General features: G+C 47.7%; 23 protein-coding genes. 10 read left to right on the top strand and 13 right to left on the bottom strand.

What is annotated here, in order from left to right:
* Positions 1-6: 6 nt before the first annotated feature.
* Together LZP69_RS10000 and LZP69_RS10005 are read right to left on the bottom strand one after the other, a co-directional pair.
* On the bottom strand, positions 7-591 hold the full coding sequence (locus LZP69_RS10000) for a VOC family protein (RefSeq protein WP_234200299.1): 585 nt from the start codon (positions 589-591) through the stop codon (positions 7-9).
* Between the two features lie 23 nt (positions 592-614).
* Positions 615-1,148 (bottom strand): L,D-transpeptidase family protein, encoded by a 534-nt coding sequence (locus LZP69_RS10005; RefSeq protein ID WP_234200301.1) that lies wholly within the window; start codon positions 1,146-1,148, stop codon positions 615-617.
* 134 nt (positions 1,149-1,282) lie between these two features.
* On the opposite strand from LZP69_RS10005, the gene LZP69_RS10010 reads away from it, so the two are divergent.
* Both LZP69_RS10010 and LZP69_RS10015 read left to right on the top strand, forming a co-directional pair.
* On the top strand, positions 1,283-2,107 hold the full coding sequence (locus tag LZP69_RS10010; protein ID WP_234200305.1) for an ion transporter: 825 nt from the start codon (positions 1,283-1,285) through the stop codon (positions 2,105-2,107).
* A gap of 40 nt (positions 2,108-2,147) precedes the next feature.
* Positions 2,148-3,620 (top strand): MATE family efflux transporter, encoded by a 1,473-nt coding sequence (locus LZP69_RS10015; RefSeq protein WP_234200310.1) that lies wholly within the window; start codon positions 2,148-2,150, stop codon positions 3,618-3,620.
* 80 nt (positions 3,621-3,700) lie between these two features.
* Here LZP69_RS10015 and LZP69_RS10020 read toward each other — a convergent pair whose 3' ends face one another.
* Positions 3,701-3,970 carry a DUF2986 domain-containing protein gene (locus LZP69_RS10020; RefSeq protein WP_234200313.1) on the bottom strand — a complete coding sequence of 90 codons (270 nt, stop codon included), beginning with the start codon at positions 3,968-3,970 and terminating at the stop codon, positions 3,701-3,703.
* 359 nt (positions 3,971-4,329) lie between these two features.
* Between LZP69_RS10020 and katG the strand changes: the two genes are divergently transcribed.
* Positions 4,330-6,498: a catalase/peroxidase HPI gene (gene katG, locus LZP69_RS10025; protein ID WP_267962067.1), complete on the top strand. Its 2,169-nt coding sequence runs from the start codon at positions 4,330-4,332 to the stop codon at positions 6,496-6,498.
* A 79-nt stretch (positions 6,499-6,577) separates the two neighbouring features.
* On the opposite strand, the gene LZP69_RS10030 is transcribed toward katG, so the two are convergent.
* The 3 genes from LZP69_RS10030 to LZP69_RS10040 form a co-directional block, all read right to left on the bottom strand.
* Positions 6,578-7,009 carry a hypothetical protein gene (locus LZP69_RS10030; protein WP_234200316.1) on the bottom strand — a complete coding sequence of 144 codons (432 nt, stop codon included), beginning with the start codon at positions 7,007-7,009 and terminating at the stop codon, positions 6,578-6,580.
* 193 nt (positions 7,010-7,202) lie between these two features.
* Positions 7,203-7,559, bottom strand: coding sequence for a glutaredoxin family protein (locus LZP69_RS10035; RefSeq protein ID WP_234200318.1), 357 nt, complete (start codon positions 7,557-7,559; stop codon positions 7,203-7,205).
* 142 nt (positions 7,560-7,701) lie between these two features.
* Complete coding sequence (locus LZP69_RS10040) at positions 7,702-11,097, bottom strand: DUF748 domain-containing protein (RefSeq protein WP_267962068.1); 3,396 nt, start codon at positions 11,095-11,097, stop codon at positions 7,702-7,704.
* Between the two features lie 164 nt (positions 11,098-11,261).
* Here LZP69_RS10040 and LZP69_RS10045 point away from each other — a divergent pair, with 164 nt between their 5' ends.
* The 4 genes from LZP69_RS10045 to LZP69_RS10060 all read left to right on the top strand — a co-directional run bounded on the left by LZP69_RS10045 (position 11,262) and on the right by LZP69_RS10060 (position 14,046).
* Positions 11,262-12,260, top strand: coding sequence for a 2Fe-2S iron-sulfur cluster-binding protein (locus LZP69_RS10045; protein ID WP_234200326.1), 999 nt, complete (start codon positions 11,262-11,264; stop codon positions 12,258-12,260).
* Between the two features lie 163 nt (positions 12,261-12,423).
* The gene (locus LZP69_RS10050) at positions 12,424-12,858 is read left to right on the top strand and encodes a GNAT family N-acetyltransferase (protein WP_234200327.1); all 435 of its coding nucleotides are present in this window, start codon (positions 12,424-12,426) and stop codon (positions 12,856-12,858) included.
* Between the two features lie 83 nt (positions 12,859-12,941).
* A complete protein-coding gene (locus LZP69_RS10055) occupies positions 12,942-13,646 on the top strand; it encodes a DUF445 domain-containing protein (protein WP_234200329.1) in 705 nt (234 codons plus the stop codon).
* Between the two features lie 49 nt (positions 13,647-13,695).
* A complete protein-coding gene (locus tag LZP69_RS10060) occupies positions 13,696-14,046 on the top strand; it encodes a VOC family protein (RefSeq protein WP_234200330.1) in 351 nt (116 codons plus the stop codon).
* A gap of 94 nt (positions 14,047-14,140) precedes the next feature.
* Here LZP69_RS10060 and asnB read toward each other — a convergent pair whose 3' ends face one another.
* The 5 genes from asnB to purM all read right to left on the bottom strand — a co-directional run bounded on the left by asnB (position 14,141) and on the right by purM (position 20,683).
* A complete protein-coding gene (gene asnB, locus LZP69_RS10065) occupies positions 14,141-15,805 on the bottom strand; it encodes an asparagine synthase B (protein WP_234200332.1) in 1,665 nt (554 codons plus the stop codon).
* Between the two features lie 354 nt (positions 15,806-16,159).
* Positions 16,160-17,800: a M28 family metallopeptidase gene (locus LZP69_RS10070; protein ID WP_234200334.1), complete on the bottom strand. Its 1,641-nt coding sequence runs from the start codon at positions 17,798-17,800 to the stop codon at positions 16,160-16,162.
* A 285-nt stretch (positions 17,801-18,085) separates the two neighbouring features.
* Complete coding sequence (locus LZP69_RS10075) at positions 18,086-18,832, bottom strand: HAD-IIA family hydrolase (RefSeq protein WP_234200335.1); 747 nt, start codon at positions 18,830-18,832, stop codon at positions 18,086-18,088.
* 169 nt (positions 18,833-19,001) lie between these two features.
* Complete coding sequence (gene purN, locus LZP69_RS10080) at positions 19,002-19,646, bottom strand: phosphoribosylglycinamide formyltransferase (RefSeq protein WP_234200343.1); 645 nt, start codon at positions 19,644-19,646, stop codon at positions 19,002-19,004.
* On the bottom strand, positions 19,646-20,683 hold the full coding sequence (gene purM, locus LZP69_RS10085; protein WP_234200344.1) for a phosphoribosylformylglycinamidine cyclo-ligase: 1,038 nt from the start codon (positions 20,681-20,683) through the stop codon (positions 19,646-19,648). Before purM ends, purN begins: the two co-directional genes overlap by 1 nt.
* A gap of 214 nt (positions 20,684-20,897) precedes the next feature.
* On the opposite strand from purM, the gene upp reads away from it, so the two are divergent.
* Positions 20,898-21,524: a uracil phosphoribosyltransferase gene (gene upp / locus LZP69_RS10090; RefSeq protein WP_234200345.1), complete on the top strand. Its 627-nt coding sequence runs from the start codon at positions 20,898-20,900 to the stop codon at positions 21,522-21,524.
* Positions 21,525-21,653: 129 nt separating this feature from the next.
* On the opposite strand, the gene LZP69_RS10095 is transcribed toward upp, so the two are convergent.
* Positions 21,654-22,973: a Na+/H+ antiporter family protein gene (locus tag LZP69_RS10095; RefSeq protein WP_234200348.1), complete on the bottom strand. Its 1,320-nt coding sequence runs from the start codon at positions 22,971-22,973 to the stop codon at positions 21,654-21,656.
* A gap of 311 nt (positions 22,974-23,284) precedes the next feature.
* Between LZP69_RS10095 and LZP69_RS10100 the strand changes: the two genes are divergently transcribed.
* Positions 23,285-23,890 carry a peroxiredoxin C gene (locus LZP69_RS10100; RefSeq protein ID WP_234200350.1) on the top strand — a complete coding sequence of 202 codons (606 nt, stop codon included), beginning with the start codon at positions 23,285-23,287 and terminating at the stop codon, positions 23,888-23,890.
* A gap of 164 nt (positions 23,891-24,054) precedes the next feature.
* On the opposite strand, the gene rnt is transcribed toward LZP69_RS10100, so the two are convergent.
* A complete protein-coding gene (gene rnt / locus LZP69_RS10105) occupies positions 24,055-24,744 on the bottom strand; it encodes a ribonuclease T (protein WP_234200352.1) in 690 nt (229 codons plus the stop codon).
* Positions 24,745-24,935: 191 nt separating this feature from the next.
* On the opposite strand from rnt, the gene LZP69_RS10110 reads away from it, so the two are divergent.
* Positions 24,936-25,769, top strand: coding sequence for a flagellar protein MotY (locus tag LZP69_RS10110; protein WP_234200353.1), 834 nt, complete (start codon positions 24,936-24,938; stop codon positions 25,767-25,769).
* Positions 25,770-25,846: the final 77 nt, after the last annotated feature.

Genomic DNA, 25,846 nt, shown 5'->3' on the forward strand with positions numbered 1-25,846 from the left:
TGCCCCTTATGTTTCAGGCTGGATTTCAGAAGCAATAATGGCTTTGATCCCATGGGCATGGATCTTGATGCAGATATTATCTCGTTTAAGGGCAATTGTCGGATTAGCCAGACGTTCATGTTCCCCTTTGGGCGAGCTGTGCTTAACCTTGATATCGGTTTGCTTGTCTAAGATTGGCGCCAGGCTGGGGAGGGCGTCAAGTAGCTGTTGCTGTAACTGCGCTGTCGTCTCAGCCTTGCCTGGCAGTATCAGTTCGATATGCTCCCAGCCTTCAATGGGATAGGTTTTATTGCCGGGATAGGGCAGCTCGATACATTCGATCCGCATCCTGCCTAAGATGAGCGGATGATTCAGCTCGAAAATCTGTATCGGACGACCATTGATCAGGTTATTAGAGATAAGCTTGCCTTGAGTGGCAAAGTGTTGACTGAGATTGTCTGCCGCGGCGCTGGAGTTAACTCTCAACGCCACATGATCGCATTTAAGTTCAAGTTTATCCAAACCCAAAGCTTGCAGAAAATCCAGTATCTGCTGACAGAAGTGAGGCCAACTGAGTTGTAAGCTCTCAGGGGTAACAGTGTCTGTTCTCATTGTTTTTATTTTAATGTTAGCGTTTAGGGCCAAATTTCTATGGGCGTACCCGTTTCAATTGCTTGCCAGAGTTCATCAATCTCTTCATTTTTCAGTGCAATACAACCATCTGTCCAGTTGAGGCGTTGCGCCTGATCCGGTGTAAGATTCGAATGAGGGTTTTGACCATGTATCATGATCTGCCCGCCAGGCTTGACGCCTAAGGTTTCTGCTCTTAGCTTATCCTCTTCATTAGGATAAGAGATATGAATGGCGCGGTGATAAGCACTGTTCGACTTTTTATAGTCTAGAATGTAACGTCCTTCAGGTGTGCGTTGATCGCCTTCTTGCACCTTGTGGCCATCAGGGCGGTCACCCATGGCGACTCTATAGCTGCGAATTATCTGGCCATTGCGCATTAACATCATATTGGCTTCCGACTTTTTGACAATGACTAAGTCAATTTTGCCGATATTGCTGGCACTGCGAACCGCAACTTGGGCAGCAGAATTCGCATGTGATTGAGCACTAAGGAATAATAATGTAACAGCTAACAATGAAGTAAAAAGTATTCGCATCTTGCCTCTGACTAAAATCAAATGGATTAAAGGTGTCTGTTGGTTGTTTATTGTACAGAAAATCGGTTTTAGCTGTAGTAATTTGTTTTCATTTCGTTGGATGGATCATGTTTTTTAAGGGAATGGGACTTCTTATGTTAGAAATTAACGAAATTAATCGTCAAAAACTGCGTGAAATCATCTTTGGTACCGATACCAAGGCTGGGCGTTACTTCGATATCGGTTTGATCCTTTGCATTATCTTGAGTGTCGGTTTGGTATTTCTCGACACGATAGATCAGGTTCATCAGCAATATGGCAGCTGGTTCCGCGTTGCAGAATGGTTTTTTACCATTATCTTTACCCTTGAGTACCTGCTTCGTCTCTACTGTTCGGCCCAGCCATTACAATATGCCCGCAGTTTTTATGGCATAGTGGATCTACTGTCTATTTTACCCAGTTATTTGGCACTCTTCTTTCCTGGTGCCAACTTTACCTTAGTGATACGCATTTTGCGACTGTTCCGCATCTTCAGGGTGCTTAAACTGCTTCGCTACCTGAGTGAAGGTAATTTGTTGCTGCGGGCCATGATGCAGTCGAGCCGTAAGGTGTTTCTGTTTTTCTTCTCTGTGAGTTTAATTGTGATGGTGTTAAGCGCCATTATGTATGTGGTCGAGGGGCCTGAGAATGGTTTTACCTCTATACCTAAATCTATCTACTGGACCATAGTTACCATCACCACTGTGGGTTATGGGGATATTACCCCACAAACGACCTTAGGGCAGGGGATCGCAGCCTTGACCATGTTGATTGGTTACTCGATTATTGCTATCCCAACGGGTATCCTAACGGCAGAGATCTCACAGGAGATGGTGCGCAAAAAAGATCTGCGTCGTTGCAGTAACTGTTTGAAAATGGGCCATGAACCCAGTGCGCATTATTGTGATAAGTGTGGCAGTGAGCTTGAAACCGATCTATAGGGTCTATCAGCTCTTTAAGGGCTAATTTAAAAGGATAGTCATGACCAAGGCAAAGTTTGTTGAAGGCGATATCATGCGCCATATCTGGGTGATGAGCTCGACGGCCGCCATAGGTATTTCGGCGCTGTTTGTGGTTGATCTGCTCGATATCTTCTTCTTAAGCTTGCTTGGTGAAGAGGAGTTGGCGGCCGCTGTGGGTTACGCAGGCTCCATCTCTTTTTTCATTACCGCCATCGGCATAGGGCTCTCTATTGCGCTAGGCGCGCTAGTGTCCAAAGCCATAGGTGCCAAAGAGTTTGAGCAGGCGAAACGGCTATTGCTCAACAGTGCCATAGTCACTCTGCTTGTGTCGGTTATTGTTGCCATACTGGTCTCCTGTTTTATTCCTGAGCTGCTGGCCTTGATTGGCGCCAGCGGTCATACCGCCGAACTGGCGGCAAGTTACCTCTATATACTCGTACCCTCTATGCCAGTGATCTGTCTGGCGATGGCGCTTGGGGCGGCGCTACGCGCCGTAGGGGATGCCAAATTGTCTATGCTATCCACCCTGATGGGCGGCGGTGTGAACCTAGTGTTTGACCCTATTTTTATTTTTCTAATGGCGATGGGGATTGAGGGGGCGGCGCTTGCGTCAGTGCTGGCGAGGATCACCGTTTTGGTGGTCTCGGCCCGAGGTGTCTTTATCAAGCATAAGCTGGGTAGGCATTTTGATGTGTCGGACTTTAAGGCCGATCTTAAGCCGATTTTTGCTATCGCAGGTCCAGCCATGCTGACCAATATAGCGACTCCCATAGGCAATGCGGTGGTGACTCGCGCCATTGCCGATTTTGGCGACAGTTATGTGGCGGCCTGGGCGGTACTAGGCAGACTGACGCCTGTGGCGTTCGGGATGATATTCGCCCTGTCTGGCGCTATAGGGCCCATAGTGGGGCAAAATTTTGGCGCCCGGGAGTTTGAGCGGGTAAGAGAAAGTCTGACGAAAGCCTTACAGTTTTGTGTTCTGTATGTGTTATCCGTGTCTTTGTTGCTGTTTGTATTGCAGGAGCAGATAGTGGTGATGTTTGCCATGCAGGGGGATGGCGCCGAGCTTATTCGTTTCTTCTGTAGCTATATTGCCGTGTTCTTTATCTTCTCTGGTGCCCTGTTTGTGGCCAATGCCTCTTTTAATAATTTAGGTAAGGCCAAATACTCCACCCTGTTTAATGTCGGAAAGGCGACCTTAGGTACCATCCCCTTTGTCTATTTTGGCGCTCAGTGGGGCGGCGTGGAGGGTGTGTTGGTAGGGCAGGTGTTGGGAGCGATTATCTTCGCCTTTCTCGGTGTGTGGACTGCCTATCGCCTAGTGGATAGGGTACAAACCCAGGTGACGGATTTGGCTCAAACCTTGGTGCAGGAACCCGATGAAGAGCTCAGTCCATCGAGCACGAACCCTTTATCATCCTCTTGTGCTCAGATGGCGCAGCTCAGTGAAGAGCAAGATTGCGAGGCGAGTCATCGCGTGACTGAACGGTAAGAGCGCGATAGACCTTAGAGCGACGAGAAACCTCATCATTTGAGATGTGTGGTTTAGCCTGTTGAGGCTCTGAAAGTGGTTTACTGCGCTTTAGTTTGAGGTGCGTTTTGTGCAGTTTCCTGTGCGGCAGTCTCTGACTGCTCTTCACTTATCTCTTCATTTGCCTCATCAGTAGGCTGTTTTTTGGCTAATTCGTTCGCCTTGGCGGCCGCTTCAGCTTGCTCCTGGGCCAGTGCTTTGGCGCGATCGCCCTTAGAAACATATTTTTTCACATTAGGCGGAGTATGCTTATTCAGACGGGCTTTGGCGCGTTTGGCTGTCTTCTTTAAAATCTTCTGTTTTCTATTCATACGCTCACCTAAGGTGGTTAACTAACTTCATTACATTAGCAAAATTGAGCGCGGATTCTAACTTAATCTTGTTCAATCGGCTAGCGCAATCAAACTGACCGTTGTAATTCGAGTGTGGCAGTTTTGGGCGCCTTATTGATTTTTTCTGACCTTTAAACAGAGTCACCTGACATTAAACCATCTTTAGGTCAAACAAATTTACTTGAGTAAAAGTTTATTAACATTATGTTTTTAATCTATTTTTAATGGTGTTGATGCTAATTTAATCAGCTTGGGCAAGGTCTAATTGTAAACCCATCAAAGCAACTATAATTAAGTGATTTAATGCATCCCACCTGTATACAGTGAAGGAGTTAACTATGGCAGCAAGTAAATGTCCCATGCACCTAGCAGCGGGCTCAGGCACCAGCAATATGGATTGGTGGCCGAATCAACTGAGAGTCGATCTGTTACACCAACACTCATCCAAGTCGAATCCCATGGATCCAGGGTTCGACTATGCCGCAGAATTCAATAGCCTTAATCTTGAAGAAGTTAAACAAGAGCTGCATCAGCTAATGACAGATTCCAAAGATTGGTGGCCAGCCGACTTTGGTCATTATGGCCCGCTGTTTATTCGTATGGCCTGGCACAGCGCCGGCACCTATCGTATTGGCGATGGTCGTGGTGGAGCCGGAGCAGGGCAGCAGCGTTTTGCACCGCTTAACAGTTGGCCCGATAACGTTAACCTGGATAAGGCCAGACGTTTGCTTTGGCCGATAAAACAGAAACATGGCCGTAAAATCTCCTGGGCAGATCTGATGATTCTGGCTGGTAATGTGGCACTAGAGTCTATGGGCTTTAAGACCTTTGGCTTTGCCGGTGGGCGAGAAGATGTGTGGGAGCCTGAAAACGATGTCTATTGGGGCAGTGAGACCACTTGGCTAGAAGCAGATAAGCGTTACTCTGGCGAGCGTGATCTTGAAAATCCGTTGGCGGCAGTGCAGATGGGACTGATTTATGTCAATCCTGAGGGGCCAAACGCCAATCCTGATCCTCTGGCCGCCGCCCATGATATCCGTGAGACCTTTGCCCGCATGGCGATGAATGATGAAGAAACCGTTGCGCTTATTGCGGGTGGCCATACTTTTGGTAAGACCCACGGCGCCGGGGATGCTGACCTTGTGGGTGCGGATCCCGAGGCGGCAGAGATTGAGGCTCAGGGATTAGGCTGGGCGAGCAGCTATGGTAGCGGTAAAGCGGGCGATGCCATCACTAGTGGTTTAGAAGTGATCTGGACCCAGACCCCGACCCAATGGAGCAACTATTTCTTTGAAAACCTGTTTGGCTATGAATGGGAGCTGACCAAGAGCCCTGCTGGTGCTCACCAGTGGCAACCTAAAGGTGGGGCGGGTGCTGGAGAGATCCCCGATCCATTCGATACCAGTAAGCGTCGTGTGCCCACCATGTTAACGACCGATTTGTCACTGCGCTTCGATCCGGCTTATGAGAAGATCTCCCGCCGTTTCCTGGATAACCCAGATGCTTTTGCCGATGCCTTTGCCAGAGCCTGGTTTAAGCTGACCCACAGGGACATGGGTCCGCTTGCCCGTTATCTTGGTCCAGAAGTACCAAAAGAGGAACTGATTTGGCAAGACCCGCTGCCTAAAGCCACTTATCAGACCATAGATGCTAACGATGTGGCTAAGCTCAAAACAGAGATAGCCAGTGCAGGGATGTCTATTTCACAACTGGTTTCAACTGCTTGGGCCTCGGCATCCACCTTTAGGGGCTCTGATAAACGCGGTGGCGCCAATGGTGCGAGAATTCGTTTAGCGCCGCAGAAAGATTGGCCGGTGAACCAGCCTGAACAGCTCGCGATTGTGCTTGGCGCCTATGAAAAGATTCAGCAGAGCTTTAATCAGGGTGGCAAACAGGTTTCCATGGCTGACCTTATCGTGCTCGGTGGCGGTGTGGGCGTCGAACTGGCTGCTAAGAATGCGGGCGTTTCTGTTAGCGTGCCATTCTCTCCCGGTCGGGTGGATGCTAGTGATGAGCAAACCGATGTCGATTCCTTCGCTGTACTTGAACCCTATGCCGATGGATTTAGAAATTACTGTCAACGCAAGTTTAGTGTCCCGGCAGAGGTGCTACTGCTCGACAGGGCGCAGTTGCTGACCCTAACAGCACCGGAAATGACAGTGCTGCTCGGTGGCATGCGGGCCTTGGGTGCCAATGTGGATCAGTCTCAATATGGTGTACTGACAGAAACACCCGAAGTGCTTAATAATAATTTCTTTATCAACCTATTGAGTATGGATATCGAGTGGAAGTCGATTTCCGATAATCATGATCTGTTTGACGGAATCGAGCGGGCGACGGGCAAAGCGAAATGGAAGGCAACCAGGGCCGATCTTGTCTTTGGTTCTAACTCTATTTTACGTGCCGTTGCCGAGGTGTATGGCAGTTTCGATGCCAAGGAGAAGTTTATTAACGATTTCGTTGCTGCTTGGCATAAGGTGATGGAGCTGGATCGTTTCGATCTCTAGCTATCGACTGACTTTTGTTTGAGCAAAAGAGATGCGCGGCTTTTTAGCCGCGCATTTTTTATGTTAGTGGGAACAATTTTTAATGATCAAATTTAGCTAGGTCGGCCTGAGTCGCGCCATCGTTACATTCACCTCGGATCTCGGCGCGTCCTACTTCTATGATGCGACTGAGCTCGATATAGCCTTCACGGCAATATCCTGTCATAGAAATGGTTTTGTTCAGACCTAATTCAACCTGTTGAGTCCACTGGGAAAGATCGCCGCGCCGTACCACTTTTCGATTCGCTGAGCCCGTTTTGCGCTCCATCTGTAACACAGGGGCTTCACCGGGTTTGGTTGGTAGCTGGGCATACTTGACTGTATAGGTGAATAACTTGATGCCATCGCCTTTGATGGCCGTAATAAATTTATCTTCGACCTGGGTATCAAAATCTTCAACTGTGAGTTTGCGGGCACTGCAGGCTGTGAGGCAGGTGAGCAGCAGGATGAAAAGAACTGTTTTAATTTGCATGATTTTATTGTCTTTATTTATCGTTTTTTGGGCGTCTTTTGATCGTTAATCTGAGATGAGAGCGAACTGGTGCGCCAGCTATGAGGATAGCGCAACTAGAAAATCAAATCATGCTTTGAATGGCAACTGATTTAAAATCTCAATTCAGCTTTGTCAAAGCGCTTAATCAGCTTAGTTAAAGCGCTTAATTAGCTTAGTTAAAGCGCTGGTTGAGGTAAGCGATGATATCCGATGACTCATACATCCACTGTACTTCACCCTGTTGTTCAATTCTCAGGCAGGGCACCATGGCGCGGCCGCCTTGTTCAACCAATGTTTGTTGATGTGGTATCTGTTTGGCATCTATGGTGGTGATATTGAGTCCCTGACGTCTGATGGCGCGGCGTACTTTGACACAAAAAGGGCAGGCAGCGTACTGGTATAGCTGCAGTGCGCGAGTCTGCTCATCTACCTTGGCTTGCTCAGCGATAGGGCGTTGGCGCTTTTTAGGGGTAAAAATGAAGTTGAGCAACAGGATTATACGGCCAAGCAGCCAGCGAATAATGAACATAAATCAGATCCTCATGTTTTAGAATGAGGGGGATTCTAACCTAAGCGTGACTTGGATCAAAGGCTCAGTGATAGTCTGCGCAGGATCAAATAAGGGCGGTGTTCACCGCCCTTATTGGCTGGCCGATACAATTTAAAGCCAGTTAGTCGGCCGTTAGGGTCAATAAGGCTTGACTGGCGCTGGTGCCTATATGCGCCTGACTGTCGAGTACAAATACTCTCTCGGGGGCGATCTGCGCGTGTTCGATGAGGTAACGTTTTACGGCCACTGCCCTTTCTTGAGCCAGGGCGCCCAATGCTAAATCATCTATCAGCTGATTCGAGAGTAGCGAGTTATACATAGCAATATGCCAGCGAGTCTGAAGTTCGGCCTCGCTTAACGTCTGGGCCTTAGGCTCCTCTTGGTTTTGGGATTCCTGTTGTGCCTGCAGCTCCTGTCTTATCTTTATTTGCTCTTTGACCTCATCGGGCGAGCTGCCCAGCTCACTTTGGTACAGCTGTTTTAGGGCATCGGATAAAGGCCCTGAAGTTGGGTAGCGGCTGGGGGAAAGATCCTCTGGCAGGGCAGAAACATCCATCTGGGCAATCTTGGCCAGCTTCTGTTTTAGCATCTGGGTCATCAGGGCCTGACTGTCTTCGATAGGGTCTACGGCTCCGCGGGCACTCAGACTGAGTTTGGGTCTGTCTTTGAGTCCCGTGGCCAGTTTATCCAGCAAGGCCTGAGCGTCACTGCTGAGTGTTGCCGAGCCTTGGGCGAATGTGACCTTATCCAGTTCATCGTCTGAGCCCAGCAGACCTGCAAGCAGGCTGAAGGGGGCAGTCACGGCTTTAGTGATCACATTGGTAAATGCTGTGAGGATAATGCTGCCAAAGCTAAAGCTGGGTTCATCGAGATCGCCAGAGACCTCTAGTCCAAGGTCGATAACGCCATGTCTGTCTTGTAACAGTGCAATAGCCAGAGTGACAGGCAGTGTCGTGGCCAGACTGCTGTCGCTAGGTTTGCCCAGTTGTAATTGATCCACAACCAGATGGTTATTGCCGACCAGTTTGTTGTTCTCCAGGCGGTAGGTGAGATCCAATGAGAGCAGTCCCTTATCTATGTAGTAGCCCGCGTAGGTGCCGGAATAGGGATTAACAGAGGTGAGCTCGACATGTTTAAAACTTAAGTCGAGATCCAGATAGGGCTGGGCTAACAGTGGATTGATTTCCCCCTTAAGTACGACCGGCGCGTAGCGATCTATCTTGCCTTTGATATCCACTTTAGCGGGTTTATCACTGCTTGATGACAGATCGCTAATGCTGCCGGATAACTGCTCGATACCGGCCGCGAAGTTGGGCGTTAGGGAGTTATCGGCAAAGAAAGCGGCGCCATCATCTATGATCACCCGATTAATGGAAAGCGCCATTGGTGGGGCACTGTGCTCTGTCTGTGTACCGTTCTGGCTTGGCTGTGATTGAGGCTCTGATTTTGATGCTGGCTGTGGCCCTGATTGTGACTCTGATTTTAGTTCCGAAGCCTCTGGATTGTCCGATGCCGCTTTCGTCAGGCCTTGAAAGTTAGTGGTTCTGTCTTCGGCGATCAAAATACGGCTGAAAGCCTTGGTTAAGGTGACGGTATCGATAGCTAGCTTATTAGCCGCTTTGTCAAAGTCGAGTTGGTTAATATCCATTTTTTGCCACTGCAGCAGAGTCTCATTGTGCAGCATATCTTTGACTGACAGATCATCGACCTGCACCGCGCCCTGATAGCTGGCTTGACCTTCGGCATCGGCAAATAGATCCCCCTGAGTGCTTACGCGTCCCTGTTCCAGTTTGATATTGATAAAAGGATCGAGATAACTCTGGAATTGACTTAGTCCAAGCTCAGTTAAGGCAAGTTTTGCCTCAAGTTGTTTGGCCTTAAGATCGAGCTGACCCTGGGTGTGAATATTGCCTTTGTCATTGATATCGAAAGACAACTCATAATCGACAGGTGCACTTAAGGCTGCATCTATGCTGCCGGTGTTCAGGCTAAGATTATTGATATTCCAGATGTTTTCGCTTTCGACTAGCTGCTCGGTTACAGTAAATTGGTAGCCGTTGATTTTGATTGACTTTAAGATTGCCGACCAGAGTGAACCTTGAGGGGCTTGCTCCTGACTTTCTTGTGATTGACCTCCTTGCGCTTGAGCCGTTTGTAGCTGCGAGACTGCTTTTTCAGGCGCTTTTTCAGACGCAATCTCAGGTGCAATCTCAGGTGCTTTCTCTAGGGTTAGGTTTTCATCTGTTTCAATTGATTCTTCACTGCTTGAAACCAGAGTTTGTGTCTCATCCGTTAGTGCTGGTACGGACTCAGGTGCTTGAGTCGGTTCAGTTTGTTGAGCTGGTTCTGCTTGTTGTGCTGGCTCTTGTGTATGAGTCTGCAGCGATTTTGGGGTAAACAAGGTGACTAAATCGACGCCCTGTTTATCGACTCTGAGGTTCAATGCGAGCTTGTCTGAGCTGAGCTCATCGACTGTGACCTGTTTTTCTCCTAGATTGAACTGTATGTTGTGCAGTGCTATCTCATCGAGCATCATTACAGGTTTATCCTGATGATGTACCGCTAGCTGGTTCACGGCCAGTTCCCCGTGGTTTGTGGTGGCAATTAACTGTTTGCCTTCGAGTGCTAATCGATAATCTGTGGCAAAACTGACTTTTCCGTCGTCGAGGGACACATTAAAATCATCGGCAACAAATCCCCAGAACTGTGGCAAATCTATCTTATCGAGTTTGATCGTGCCGCGGATATCCAGTGGAATCAGTTGCACCTGACCTTTAAGAGCAACTGTACCACCATGTTTACCATGAAATTCAACATCATAATAGTTAGTCTTTTTATCTGACAGCTGGGTTTTGCTGGCTGCAAGCAGAATAGGATTATGGGAGTCGAACGCATCGACATTCAGGTTAATTCTGGGATAGGTGACTTCGCTGCCGGTGATCTCATCGGTCAGATTTAAGTTAAATTCGACAACCGCCAGATCGCTGATAATGAAATGAGGGATCTTAGCTAAGGGATCATCCGTATCGGTTTGTTCCTGGCTATCATCTGTGGCATTAGCCGCCGCATTCGCCGCTAACGTGTCTAGGATGTCGCTGAAGTTAAAGCGCAGCGCCTCTCTGTTATTGAGCCGTCTGACTTTAGCATAACCGTGGGTCAGTTTGATGTGAGTAACACTAAAGCCCCAATTGAAGATGGAATCCCAGAACTGGTACTGTAAATCGAACTGCTCAAACCCCACAAAAGGGGTATTGTCGTTTTCGGCGATGCCAAATCCTTTTACGCTGACGGCTAGGGTGAAGGGGTTGATACTGATATCTTGTAATGCAACGGGTCTGCCTAACAGTGGTGATAATTGCGCGGGCACTTGTTTAACAGCAATATAAGGTATTAATAGTCCTAAAATCAGAGCCCAAGCTAAGTATAATGAGATAAAAAGAGCGATATACTTTTGATATCTTGGGAGCTGTTTGAATTTTTGTCCTAGACTAGAAAACTGTGAAGAGAGGGAAGACATAATCACCTTTTATTTTATCGATTAGGGCTCGACTAAACAGGGGCTGCGTGCCCCAGACTAAGAGAAAAATTGTTCAATTGGTCACTATGATTTTAGACCTATTGTTAACGATATAGAATGACTAAAACATAAATTTTCTCAATGGAATAGGAAAATCAGGCTATATGACAGTATTTTACCTCGATGGTCAGCGTATTGAATTTAAGCCAACCGAAACTGTGTTGGATGCGCTTATCCGTCATGGTCAAGGGATTAATTACTCATGCAAGAAAGGGGTATGTAAAACCTGCCTGTTGCAACAGGTAGGTGGAAGAGTTGAAGTGGGTGCTCAGAGGGGACTCTCCTCATCGCTAAAGCAGAAGCATTATATTTGTGCCTGCCAATGCCGGGCCAGTGCCGATCTGCAGTTCAAATCTATCTTAGAGCAAGACTTGTTTGCCCTAGGGAACATTGAGAGTAAAACCCTGCTCAATGAGAGCATGGTGAGCATTCTTATTCGGCTCAAGCAGCCGATAGCCTATGAGCCGGGGCAATATTTTAACTTCAGGCGTTTTGACGGACTGACGCGCAGCTACTGCCCGGTTAACAACAGCGGCGATCCGCTTTTAGAGATACATGTTAAGCGTAAATACAATGGTCAGTTTAGTGATTGGCTCTATCATAGGGCGGGTGTCGGTGAGCCTATCTTAGTGCAGGGGCCTTTAGGGCAGAGTTACTATCAGGAAGAATATAGCAAAGAGAAGCTAATCATCATCGCCTTCGGTAGTGGCCTGGGTGTGGCCTATGGGGTTGCATCTCAGGCACTGGCGCGCGGCCATCAGGGGGAGGTGTATCTCTATGTTGGTGTGCGGGATGAAAATGAGCTGTATCAGCATACCAAGCTGCTAAAAATGATGCTTGAGTATCGAAATTTTACCTATCAAGCCTGTATTACAGGGCAAACACCGCCAAGAGAGATGGGCAGATGTGTGAGTTTGGGGGATCCATTTCACCAGGCAACTCAGGTACATAAGCTTGATAGGCAGGCTCATCTGTTTCTTTGCGGGGATGCTAAGCCGGTCAATCATGCCAGAGAGTTGGCGTTTCTTAATGGTTACCCCGTTGAGCATATTCATACTCTCTCTTTTGAATATAAAGATTTACGAAAACGGATTCGTCAATGAGTCACGGTCACTTAACTTAGGTCGATTAACTGAATTTAACTCAGCTTAGCTTAGGCCAGCTTAGCTTAGGTCAGCTTAATCATGATGACATAGCAGGGGTGACCTTGGTTTGATCACTTTGAGCAGAAGCTTGTTTTGGTTCTCACGATTTCAAGGATGGAAAATGCAGATAAAAATAGCAATTGAGGAAGATTTAGCCCCATTGGCAGAGCTGTTCGATGAGTATCGTCAGAGCCTAGGGCAACCCCGCGAGTTCGTTAAATGCTATGAATTTATTCAGGCTCGCCTGGCGGAAAATGATTCAGTCATTTTAATTGCCAAGCAGGTGAATCAGTTGATCGGTTTTATTCAGTTATACCCCTCCTACTCATCGCGTTTATTGATGCCAATTTGGTTTTTCGACGATATCTATGTGGTTGAAAAATATCGCAAGCTGGGGATAGCAACCCAGTTGGTACAAAAGGCAAAAGAGTTGGCGAATGAAGCCAAAGTTCTCGCTGTTCGCCATGATAATCTTCCCAAGGAGAGTATCAAAGCCTTAGAGTGGGTAGGACTTACCTTGCTGGATGTGAGGGATGAAAGACGTGACAGTGAATGAGGCTGAGGGGAAAGTATTAGCGGTAATCTTCATTGTGATAAGATACGGCGTTTTTAGATATCTGATCCCTTGGAGATAAAAAGGTGAATAAAAGTGTTGTAACCAATCTGCTGGCTTTGCTCCTTGTCCTTTGCGGCCTGCTGTTTTCTTCTGCCGTGGTACTGAGCATAGGATTATTTGCCCTGTCTGGGGCGGTAACAAACTGGCTGGCTATCCATATGTTGTTTGAAAAAGTGCCGGGATTGTACGGCAGTGGTGTGGTGCCGGCGCGTTTTGAGGAGTTTAAGGCCGGTATTGCCCATCTGATGATGGAGCAGTTTTTTACCGAGCAGAATATCGATAAGTTTCTGTCGGGTCAGGGGGGCGGTGCCAGTCACATTAACCTGGTACCCGTTATCGAAAAAGTGGATATGACGCCCGCATTCGATGCGCTGGTGACTACGGTTGAGCAATCCTCTTTAGGTGGAATGTTGGCTATGTTTGGTGGCTCAGAGGCGATAGCTCCGCTCAAGGCGCCCTTTATCGAGAAGATGAAAAACTCAATGATTGAGATCACCCAGAGTGATGATTTCTTCGAGCTGATCAAGCAGGAGATAGAGCAGCCCGATGTGATGGCTGATCTTCGCGCTCAGATTGATACCATAGTGCATCAACGCCTCGAAGAACTGACTCCAAACCTAGTGAAAGAGATAGTACAGCAAATGATAAAGAAACACCTGGGCTGGTTAGTGGTCTGGGGCGGTGTCTTTGGGGGCATCATTGGTTTCTTGGCGGCATGGATCCCATAATAGTTTGACTCATCCCTGGCTAATATACCCTTGAAAGAAGGAGAGTTCGATGAATAAGCATTTAACCATTAATTACCTTGAGATCCCTGTACGGGATTTGGCAAAAACCAAGGCATTCTTTAACCGAGTGTTTTCCTGGGAATTTGTCGATTACGGTGAGAACTACACTTGCTTTATTCATGCGGGGATAACTGGGGGATTTTACGCCAGCGAGCAGAGCTTTAATCTGACCAAAGGCTCGCCACTCATAGTCATCTATTCATCGGAGCTGGAATTTACCCTGGCCGATATTGAGCGTGCAGGTGGCGTGATCACTAAAGCTATCTTTACTTTTCCAGGTGGACGACGGTTTCATTTCTCCGATCCCAATGGCAACGAGTATGCAGTTTGGTCTGAGTAACTTTTTGAGTTAAGTCAAAGAAATAAAAAACGCCCATTCTATTAATTAGAAAGGGCGTTTTTTTATGGAAGCCTAAGCGATGGCTCAGCTAGGTTTACATTTCATAGGCACTGTCGTGGACAGAGCGGACTGCACGGCCAGAGGGGTCGATGATCCCTTGCAGGCTCTCATCCCAGGCGAGTGCTTCAGGGGTCGAGCAGGCCACCGACTTGCCGCCGGGAACCGTTTCTGCCGCCGATGCCAGCGGGAAGAGCTCATCGAAGAAGCAGCGGTAGAAATAAGCCTCTTTGGTCTCTGGCGTGTTATAGGGGAAACGGAACTTGGCGTTGGCCAGCTGCAGATCGTCGACCATTTTTGCGGCATGATCTTTCAGGCCATCGATCCAAGAGTAGCCCACGCCATCACTGAACTGCTCTTTCTGGCGCCACGCCACCTCTTTTGGCAACTTATGCTCGAACGCCTGGCGTAGGATATGTTTCTCTATGCGACCATCTTTTGACATCTTAGCTTCTGGGTTGATCCGCATTGCCGTGTCGATAAATTCTTTATCCAGGAAAGGCACACGGGCCTCTAATCCCCAGGCCGCCATGGCTTTGTTGGCACGCAGGCAGTCGAACAGGTGTAACTTATCGAGCTTACGCACTAACTCCTCGTGGAAGGCCTGAGCATTGGGCGCCTTATGGAAATAGAGGTAACCACCAAAGAGTTCATCGGCGCCTTCGCCAGAGAGCACCATCTTGATCCCCATGGCTTTGATCTTACGAGCCATCAGATACATAGGTGTCGCGGCGCGGATGGTGGTGACATCATAGGTTTCCAGATGGTAAATCACATCTTTGATGGCATCTAAACCATCTTGGAAGGTAAAAGTGATCTCATGGTGGATAGTCCCGATAGCATCTGCCACTTTTTTTGCCGCAGCCAGATCCGGAGAGCCGATGAGTCCCACTGCAAATGAGTGTAGCTGTGGCCACCAGGCATCGCTGGCGCCGTCATCTTCGATACGGCGTTTGGCAAAGGTTTGGGTGATGGCTGAAATCACCGAAGAATCCAGGCCACCGGAGAGTAAGACACCATATGGGACATCTGACATGAGTTGACGTTTTACCGCCGCCTCTAAAGCACTACGCAGTTCATCAATGCTGGCATCGTTATCTTTAACCGCGCTGAAATCCTGCCAGTCCCTTTGATAATATTGTTGATAACCCGCTCGGGTTTGGTAATGGCCAGGCTTAAATTCTGCCACGGTTTTACACACAGGGATCAGAGCTTTCATCTCGGAGGCGACATAGAAGTTACCTTCGGCATCATGGCCGGTGTAGAGCGGAATGATGCCCATATGGTCGCGACCAATCAGGTAGGTATCTTTTGCTTTGTCGTAGAGCACGAAGGCGAAAATACCGTTGAGCTTATCGAGGAAATTGCAGCCATACTCTTGATACAGAGCCAAAATCACTTCGCAGTCTGAGTTGGTCTGGTAGCTGTATTTGTCACCCAGTTCGGCTTTAAGTTCTTTATGGTTATAGATCTCGCCGTTGACGGCGAGGATCAGGCTTTCATCTTCAGTCAGTAGTGGCTGGGCCCCATGTTCAATATCGACAATGGCCAGGCGTTCATGGGCAAGAATGGCCTTGTCACCGCTGTAGATCCCTGACCAGTCAGGACCTCTGTGGCGTAACAGCTTTGACATTTCCAGTGCTACCTGGCGGAGCGCAGTGGCGTCAGATTGAATATCTAAAATGGCGAAAATTGAACACATAACTAAAAGCTCCGAAAATCTAAATCAAACCTAATTGCTGAACACTTTGACAGTAATTTACACGGAAGCCAAATTTAAATTTTAATAAAACAGCTAGAAATCGGCATTTTTAATGAATGAAATTGCGTTAAAATCCAGTTAAAAATAGATAATCATTAAAAATTTTCCTGATTTCATGAATTTTATTTATTTGCCAGGCTGTTTTTGCTGTGTGTTTTAGCAATTAATCAGCTCATCTTAAGATTCTTAAGTATAAGTTCATCAGGTGATTTTTTGGTTATTAAATGAGCAAAAAGGCTTCATATTAGAAGCCTTTTTGTGTGGTTTTATCTCCGGGATAATACTTATTCGCGATTATTCTTGCGCCGGGCGTAATCGGTGAAACTCGGTTCCCTGATAGTAGCCGGGCCAGTCGTCACTGTTGGCCAGGGTCCTAGCCGCCAGGAAGTAGATGCCAAGATCTTCCAGGGCGCCGGACAGATCCCAATCTGCTCTGTATTCATCACAGACGTTGTGATAACAGCCTTTGAACTTCTCTTGCATCTGAGCCTTATATTGAGCAGTGGCCTCGTCGACAGGCTTGCTGCCGCCACCGGCAAACACAGCTGGAACCCCATATTTAGCGAAGCTGAAATGATCGGAGCGGAAAAAGCCGCCGGATTCTGGACGTGACTCACTTACCATAGTGCGGTTCTGGGTGCTGAGGGCCTTGGCAAGATAAGTCTCAAGCTGGGATTTACCTTTACCAACAACTGTGTAATCCGATGTGCGACCATAGATATTGGTGCTGTCTAAGTTAAACACGCCCACGGTTTTATCTAGAGGATACAGAGGATTAGCAGCATAATATTGTGAGCCTAATAGCCCCTGTTCTTCACCTGTGGTCGCAACAAAGGTGATTGAACGCTTGAGGGGATGACCATCTTTCGCTTGCTGGGCAAATTGACGAGCAATTTCTAAAATCCCGGCCGTGCCAGAGGCATTGTCTAATGCGCCATTGTAGATCTGATCGCCTTCTTTGTTGGGATCTTTGCCAATATGATCCCAATGGGCGGTGAACAGCAGGTGTTCATCACTGGCCGTCGTGCCGGGTAGGGTGGCAACCACGTTATAGCTGTTGGCGTATTTGGCCTGATTGGCAAAAGTTATGTCGGCACTTTGGTTAAGTGAAGCATTGAGTGCCTGTGTCGCAGCGCGCTGGCTCAAGTCTTCTAAGGATAAGCCTGCTCTGTTAAACAGTTCGCTGGCTTTCTCTTTGGTTATCCAGCCTTCGACTTGGACTCGGCTATCCTGAGTCGCTTTATCCAGTACCAGATCTTGCTGTGGCCCGGTCCAGCTGTTTTCAACCACAGACCAGGGATAGGCCGCAGGTTGTGTGTCATGGATTATGATGGCCCCGAGCGCCCCCTGACGGCTGGCCTCTTCATACTTATAGGTCCAGCGGCCATAGTAGGTCATGGCTTTACCGTTGAACTTACCTGAATCGGGCAGGGCAAAACCAGGATCGTTAACTAAGATAACGGCGATTTTGCCTTGCATATCTAAGCCCTGATAGTCGTTCCAATCATACTCGGGCGCATTGATGCCATAACCCACAAATACCAGCGGGGCATCCTTGATATCGACTTTGTGATTATCATGGCGGCTTGAGAAGACAACATCCTTGCGATAGCTCATGGGGAGCCCGCCGAGGGTTATCTTCTGATCTTCACTGGCGGTATAACTCACCATAGGCACGGCCTGCAGGTAACTGCCGTTATTGGCACCTTCGAGCCCCGCAGCGGCGAACGCCTTGGTGAGATAATCTAAGGTTAAGGTTTCACCATGAGTGGTGGGCGCGCGGCCTTCGAATCTATCCGATGACAGGGTTTGGATATCTTGACGAAAGCGGGCTTCGTTCAATTCTACAGCCGAATCACTGGCGTGATCTTGAGCTGAATGTTGACTGCAAGCACTGAGTAAAGCGATAGCGCACGCGCTTAGGAGTAATCGCATGAATGATCCTATGTTTATCGTTATTTATTGTTATTGGTCTTCGCTGAAATCTTGCAAAAATAGCACGAAAAATTAACACAGGTATCATAATAAGCTGTCTGGTTTTATCAAGTGTTTCAGGGGATTAAAATGTTACTCATTGTAACGATTGAGAAATGTGAAAAGTGTTCCCAAAGATACATTGAACGGGGCTGAATATCAGCCCCTTGAATGTGGATAGCGCAGGTAATTCAGATAGTGCAACTTGTGTAGGTAGTTCAGATAGTGCGGATACAGCCGCTCGGGTTAAATAACGTCTATGTCACCAGCACAATCGAAGATGTGGTTTGGTCTAAAGGGCTCTTTGTCGATATCGCCAAGCTGACTCACGCCGCTGGTCACTAAAATAGTTTCCAAACCAGCCTGAAAGCCGGCGAGAATATCGGTACGCATATTGTCACCGACTATGACAGTATTGTCTGAGTGACCACCAATATGGTTAAGGGCGCTGCGGATGATCCAGGAGCTGGGTTTGCCCACATAGAAAGGTCGGCGACCGCAGATACGCTCAATCGGTGCACACAGTGCGCCGCAAGCTGGGCTGTGCGCCGGGCCGTGGGTATCTGGGTTGGTTGCGATAAAGCGGGCGCCTGCGGCAATAAACTGCGCGGCTTTATGGATCATCTCCCAGTTGTAAGAGCGGGTTTCGCCCACGATAACAAAATCGGGATTGATATCTGTGATGGTAAAGCCGGCCTTGTAGAGTTCATGGGTTAGGGCACCTTCACCAATCACATAGGCTTTGTCGCCCGTCTGATGTTTGAGGAAGTCGGCGGTGGCCATAGCCGAGGTGTAGAAACAGGCTTCTGGCACTTTTATGCCTGCAGCACCTAACCGATTTTGCAGATCTTTTCCCGTTTGCACTGGATAGTTAGTCAGTATGACTAATGGGTTTCCCTGATCCAAAATACGATGAATAAACTGATCACTGCCTGGGATCAATCTATTGTCGTGCAGCAGTACGCCATCGATATCGCAAATTACATTTTTCATGCTACTTCCCATAGAGTTATTAACCATCATCTGAGTTTATCTAAAACCAAATAGGGCTTAAAAACAATCAGATTTACCGATTAATTTTATCTCGAAGGGGAGAATAAACAGGCAATAAAAAAGAGATCTGCAGATCTCTTTAAAAGTTGGATGAGGTCAGTTGAGCTAATTAGTCAGCTGCATATCCCATAGGAGGCAGAGCTTGGTCGTCTAAATAGGCCACACCTTCTGTCATTTTCAGCCGGTTTTGAGTAAACCATCGCACCACGAGAGGGTAGATGGCATGCTCTTGTTCATGCACTCGTTGCGCCAGAAGTTCGGCATCATCTTCAGGATAGACGGGCACTTTGGCTTGCAAAATTACCGGACCAGCATCCAATGCTGGGATCACAAAATGCACTGAGGCACCGTGTTCGTCGTCACTGGCATCAATGGCACGCTGATGTGTGTTCAGCCCGGCATATTTAGGTAACAAAGAGGGATGAATATTAAGCATGCGGCCTTGGTAACGCTCGACAAACTCATCACTTAAGATCCGCATAAAACCCGCCAGAACGATAAGATCTGGCTGGTATTTATCGAGTGCCGATTGTAAGCGAGCGTCATACTCAGCGCGGCTTTCTCCTTGATGGGCGATCACGCAGCTGGTATCAATCTCATTGTGATGCGCGCGCACTAAGCCGTAGGCATCAGGTTTATTACTGATAACGCCGACCAAGTTGGCTTGCAGGTTATCATCACAACTGTCGATAATGGCCTGAAGGTTAGAGCCATTACCTGAGATTAATACGACTATGCGACAGCGCTCAGGCATTAGATGATCTCCACCTGCTCTTCATCGCCATTGCGCGTGGCAATGTTACCGATAAGCCAGGCATTTTCGCCTTCGCCGTTAAGCAGTGATAGGGCACTGTCGACCTGATCCTGTGGCAGGGCGATGATCATACCCACACCGCAGTTAAAGGTACGGTACATCTCAAACTCAGAGATATTGCCGTTTTCCATCAACCAGTTGAAAACGGTTGGCCACTGCCAAGAGTCACCTTGTACCACGGCTTTAGTGGTTTCTGGTAACACGCGGGGAATATTTTCCCAGAATCCGCCGCCTGTAATGTGCGCCATAGCGTGCACGTCATTTTGTTCAAGCAGCTTAAGCAGCGGCTTAACGTAAATCTTAGTCGGTTCGACCAGGTGATCGATAAGCGCCTTGCCTTCCAGCAGTTGCTGAGGATCGGCTTTGCTCACTTCGAGCACTTTACGGATCAGGGAATAACCGTTTGAGTGAGGACCGCTAGAGGCGAGTGCAATCAGTGCATCACCGGCAACCACTTTGCTGCCATCTAATACGTCTTCCTTCTCGACCACACCGACGCAGAAGCCGGCTAAGTCGTAGTCTTCACCTTCGTACATGCCTGGCATTTCAGCAGTTTCACCACCAATTAATGCACAGCCTGCCTGGGCGCAGCCATCGGCGATACCGTTGACGACAGAGGTTGCCGTTTCAACATCGAGTTTGCCAGTGGCGTAGTAATCTAGGAAGAACAGAGGCTCTGCACCGGCAACGATAAGATCGTTAACGCACATGGCCACAAGATCGACACCCACACTGTCGTGCTTTTTGTAGTCGATAGCCAGTCTAAGCTTGGTACCAACACCATCGGTGCCGGAAACTAGAACTGGGTGTTTGTACTTAGTTGGTAGCTCACAAAGGGCACCAAAGCCACCTAGGTTGCCCATGACTTCAGGGCGGTGGGTACGTTTTACGGCTGTTTTGATATTTTCTACAAGGGCGTTGCCTGCGTCGATATCAACACCTGCATCTTTATAGCTTAGCTGGGTAGGAGTGCTCACGGAGGATCCTCTCGGGTACATCGTTATTGGATTTTTATGCGGCGCTATTCTATCAGCTTGTCAGCAGGCGAGAAAGTAATGATTTGGAATAATCAAATGGACATAGGTCACGATTTGCTGTGTCAGTAAAACTTTATGTTTTCGATATGGGCTAAATCTACTAAGATCTTTGAAATTTGCTAAAAAAATACCGACATCATATCAGGAGAAGACGATGAAAGTGGTCGAAGTCAAGCACCCTCTAGTACGTCATAAAATTGGATTAATGCGCGAAGGCGATATCAGTACCAAGCGTTTTCGTGAACTTGCAGCGGAAGTGGGCAGTTTATTGACCTACGAAGCGACTGCGGATCTTGAAACGGAAAAAGTGACTATTGAAGGCTGGAATGGTCCGGTTGATATTGAGCAGATTAAAGGGAAGAAAGTCACAGTAGTTCCTATTTTGCGCGCAGGTCTTGGGATGATGGACGGCGTGCTTGAGCACGTGCCCAGCGCCCGTATCTCGGTAGTGGGGATTTACCGCGATGAAGAAACCCTAGAGCCTGTGCCTTACTTTGAGAAACTCGCGAGTAATATGGAAGAGCGTATCGCCTTAGTGGTTGACCCTATGTTGGCGACAGGTGGCTCGATGATCTCAACCATTGATCTACTTAAAGATCGTGGCTGCACCTCGATTAAGGCTCTGGTACTGGTTGCAGCGCCAGAAGGTATCGCCGCGTTAGAGAAAGCACATCCAGATATTGAACTCTACACAGCTTCTATCGATAAGTGTCTCAATGAAAACGGTTACATCTTACCTGGTCTGGGTGATGCCGGTGATAAGATTTTCGGTACTAAATAGTCTTAACTACTGAGTTGATAAGCACAGTTGATAAGATATAGTCGATAAGCGTTAAAAACAAAAAGGAGCCATTGGCTCCTTTTTGTTTTTCTGAATGAAGTGCGCTTAACGCACTTTTTCATCTCAGAGTTACAGCACCATGGCGGCTATCCAGCCAAACACTAACAGTGGAATGTTGTAGTGAATAAAGGTTGGGATCACGCTGTCGCGAATATGATCGTGCTGGCCATCGGCATTCAGACCAGCGGTGGGGCCTAAGGTCGAATCGGAAGCTGGCGAACCTGCGTCACCTAAGGCTGCGGCCGTGCCGACCAGGGCAATCGTGGCTGGAATTGAGAAACCAAAGCTTATCGCCAGTGGAACATAGATAGTGGCGATAATGGGAATGGTTGAAAACGATGAGCCAATACCCATGGTGATCAACAGACCGACCAGCAGCATTAAGAACGCAGCTAAGGCCTGATTGTTGCCAATCAGATGAGACAAGGACTCAACCAGAGTGGCGACATCACCGGTTTCTTTGACCACAGCGGCAAAGCCGGCGGCAGCTATCATGATAAAGCCGATATTGGCCATCATGCGCACCCCTTGGTTAAAGATATCCTGATCGGCAACATGCTTAAGCGCGCCAGAGAAGCTGAAGATAATAAAGCCAATCAAGGCGCCGAAAATCATCGAATCGGTATAAAGCTGTACCACTAGGGTGGCCACAATAGCGATGAGGGCGATGGTGATGTTGCGTGGGTTGAGCTTCTCTTCCGGCTCTGCTGCTAAAATCACCTCTTCTTCATAATCCCTTGGCTTACGGTAGCTGATAAATACCGCGACCAATAAACCTAAGATCATGCCAATTGCGGGAATGAGCATGGCGCCAGGAATTTGCTCTCTAACGGCGTTAAGGTCGTTGCTGTTAAGGTTCGCCAGCAAGATGTCGTTGAGGAAGATGCCACCAAAACCGATAGGCAAAATCATATAAGTGGTGACTAAGCCGAAGGTGAGCACACAGGCGACCAGGCGACGGTCCATACGCAGTTTTGACATCACATGCAGCAGAGGCGGGATCAAAATTGGGATAAAGGCGATATGGATAGGTAATACGTTTTGTGATGCAATTGACATCAGAAGAATGGCAAACAGCAATATCCAGCGCACTCGAGTGATATTGGTCTGGTTTTCCTCTTGGCCTAGCTGTGAGATCACCTTGCGCGAAATCAAAGTCGTTAGACCCGAGTGCGAGAGGGCAACGGCAAAGGCGCCGAGCAGTGCATAGCTCAGCGCAATTTGAGCACCACCGCCAAGGCCGGTATTAAAGGCGTCGATAGTATGTTGAAGATCCAGGCCACCAATTAAGCCGGCCACGAGCGCACTGACTGTGAGTGCGATAACTACATTTACCCGAGCCAAGCTTAATCCCAGCATCAGGCAAACAGCAATAACGACTGCATTCATATCGATTCTTTCTGACTAAATATTAAATGTTAAAAGACTATTTTTGACAGTATTTGTATCCCTTGTCCAGCTAATATAAGTTTTGCATCGAAATAACTGGTGTATTAGCGAACAGTATTTTACTTTTCAGTAAAATTGCGATCTGTAACTGCTTCATAATCGGCTTTACTGCACGCTTATTGGGCAAATACCCCTGTATTAGCCAAAAAAGGTGACAAAGGTCGCAAATCGCTTGTATCTGCTCAGTGACTCCTTATAATGATTTTGTTTCAAAATTCGAAGCTTTTTCAATCCATAGATGGAGATATAAAATGAGCGTATTAGTAGGCCGTCCGGCTCCTGATTTTACTGCTGCAGCTGTTCTTGGTAATGGTGAAATTGTCGATAGCTTTAACCTAAGCGAAGCAATTAAAGGTAAGCCAACAGTCGTCTTTTTCTACCCACTTGATTTTACTTTCGTTTGCCCATCTGAATTGATCGCCTTTGATCACCGTATGGAAGAATTCAAAAAGCGCGGTGTTGAAGTGATCGGTGTTTCTATCGACTCTCAATTTACTCACAATGCATGGCGTAACACCCCAGTAGAAAAAGGTGGTATTGGCCATGTTCAATACACACTAGTTGCTGACGTTAAGCATGACATCTGTAAAGCATACGATGTTGAGCATCCAGAAGCCGGTGTGGCTTTCCGTGGTTCTTTCTTGATCGACAAAGAAGGCATGGTACGTCATCAGGTCGTTAACGATCTGCCACTAGGTCGTAACGTAGATGAGATGCTACGTATGATCGATGCACTGCAATTCCATGAAGAGCATGGTGATGTATGTCCAGCGGGTTGGGAAAAAGGTGACAAAGGTATGAATGCAAGTCCAGACGGCGTTGCGTCTTACCTGACTGAAAATGCTGCTGAGCTGTAATCGAGAGATTTAGCTTTTAGCTTAAGAGCTGTGCTTACTTAATGTAAGCGCAGCTTTTTTATGCCTGTTACTCATTTGAATGCCAGCGCTTAGCGTTTTTATGTCAGCGTGTAGCGTTTATATGTTAGCGACGAAGGAATGACTCTACACATTTGTTTGTTTCGCTATTCGCTTTTACTGCCAGTGCCAGTGCCAGTGCCAGAGTTATCACTGGTTGCTTCACTCAACATGGGCCAGCCACCTAAGGTTTTCCAGCGATTGACTATGTAGCAAAACAGCTCTGCGGTGCGCTCAGTATCGTATAGCGCCGAATGCGCTTCTTTATTGTCGAACTCGATCCCCGCAATTCGACAGGCTTGTGCCAGTACAGTATGACCCACGGAGAGTCCCGACAGGGCAGCGGTATCGAAGGTGGCAAAAGGATGGAAAGGCGTGCGTTTCAGGCCGTTGCGTTCAATTGCCTGAGTGACAAATCCATGATCGAATGCCGCATTATGGGCCACGATAATACTGCGATGGCAGTCGGCAGCTTTCTGGGCTTTCTTGACCTCTTTAAAAATCTCTAAAAAAGCCTCTTTCTCGGTAACTGCGCCGCGCAGCGGATTGCTTGGGTCTATGCCATTAAAAGCCAGGGCCTCGGGTTCGAGATTGGCTCCTTCGAACGGTTCAATATGATAATGCAGTGTTTTGTCCAGCACTAAGAACCCTTGCTCATCCATCTTCAACAGGGTGACGGCAATTTCAAGCAACGCATCGGTTTGGGCATTAAAACCTGCAGTTTCGACATCAATGACTACAGGAAAATAGCCTCTAAATCTGTGTTTCAATTTGTTCGCGTTGCAAATCTCAGTCATCAACATATCCAAAATAGTGAGCAGGTGGGTATTATGAAGTATCGGCTATACGCTGTCATGTTCGATTGATGAATATATAGGCTAAAGGAATAGCAAAATAGGCCGATAGGGGTAAGTAACGTTATTTCGGAGAGTAATGCTTTATGGGCATGAGGGTGCTATTAGCTATCGCATTGTGTTTAGGTATAGGTATGTCGATGACAGTTCAGGCTGAGCTACGTCATTATGTGGCATCTTTAGAGCAGTCCCAGTGGCATCTTAGTGATAATACGCCGATCCTGTGTCAATTGGAGCATGAAATTCCCTCCTATGGGAAAGCCATTTTTAGCAGCCGTGCGGGTAAAGAGCATGATCTGAATTTTACCTTAGATATGTGGGTCAAACCCGATGCGGTGACAGATGCCAAACTGATGAGCATGGCACCGCCTTGGCGCCCTGGTGTTAAGGCCAGATCCATTACGAACCTGACTTATCAGAAATATTTTAATGGTGAGGTGCCGAAAAACGCCGCCTGGTCGATGCTCAATGAGTTAGAGCGGGGGATGCAGCCGACCTTTTATTATGAGGATTGGTATAATCGTGCCGACAAAGTGACAGTGGGTCTGTCAGCGGCCAACTTCAGACGCAAGTACAATGATTTTCGCTCCTGTTTGGCTAATCTGTTGCCCTACAGCTTTGAGGATATCGCCTTTACTGTATTGACCTATGAGTTTGGCGGCGCGCAGCTCACCCGCTCATCCAAGGCGCAAATTGCCAAGGTTAAGCAATACCTCGCTTACGATCCCGAGGTGGAGCTGGTGTTGGTGGATGCCTATACCGACAGTTATGGTGGCAGAAGCGTCAATGACAAGATGTCAGAGAAGCGGGCTCAATCGATTAAAAATCTGTTCGTGGATGCTGGTATACCACAGGAAAGGATCTTGACTGCAGGTCATGGCGAGCGTCGTCATGTGGCATCCAATGCGACTATAGATGAGCGTAGTCGCAACCGTCGTGTGGTGATCCGCTTGAGTAAGCCTCTTTAAGGCACAATCCTCTCTAGGTTACATTCCACTCTAGTAACTAATTAAGATACGTTAAGAGCCCGGCAGATGCTGGGCTT

It is taken from the genome of Shewanella sp. AS1 (assembly GCF_021412565.1).
GTDB lineage: Bacteria > Pseudomonadota > Gammaproteobacteria > Enterobacterales > Shewanellaceae > Shewanella.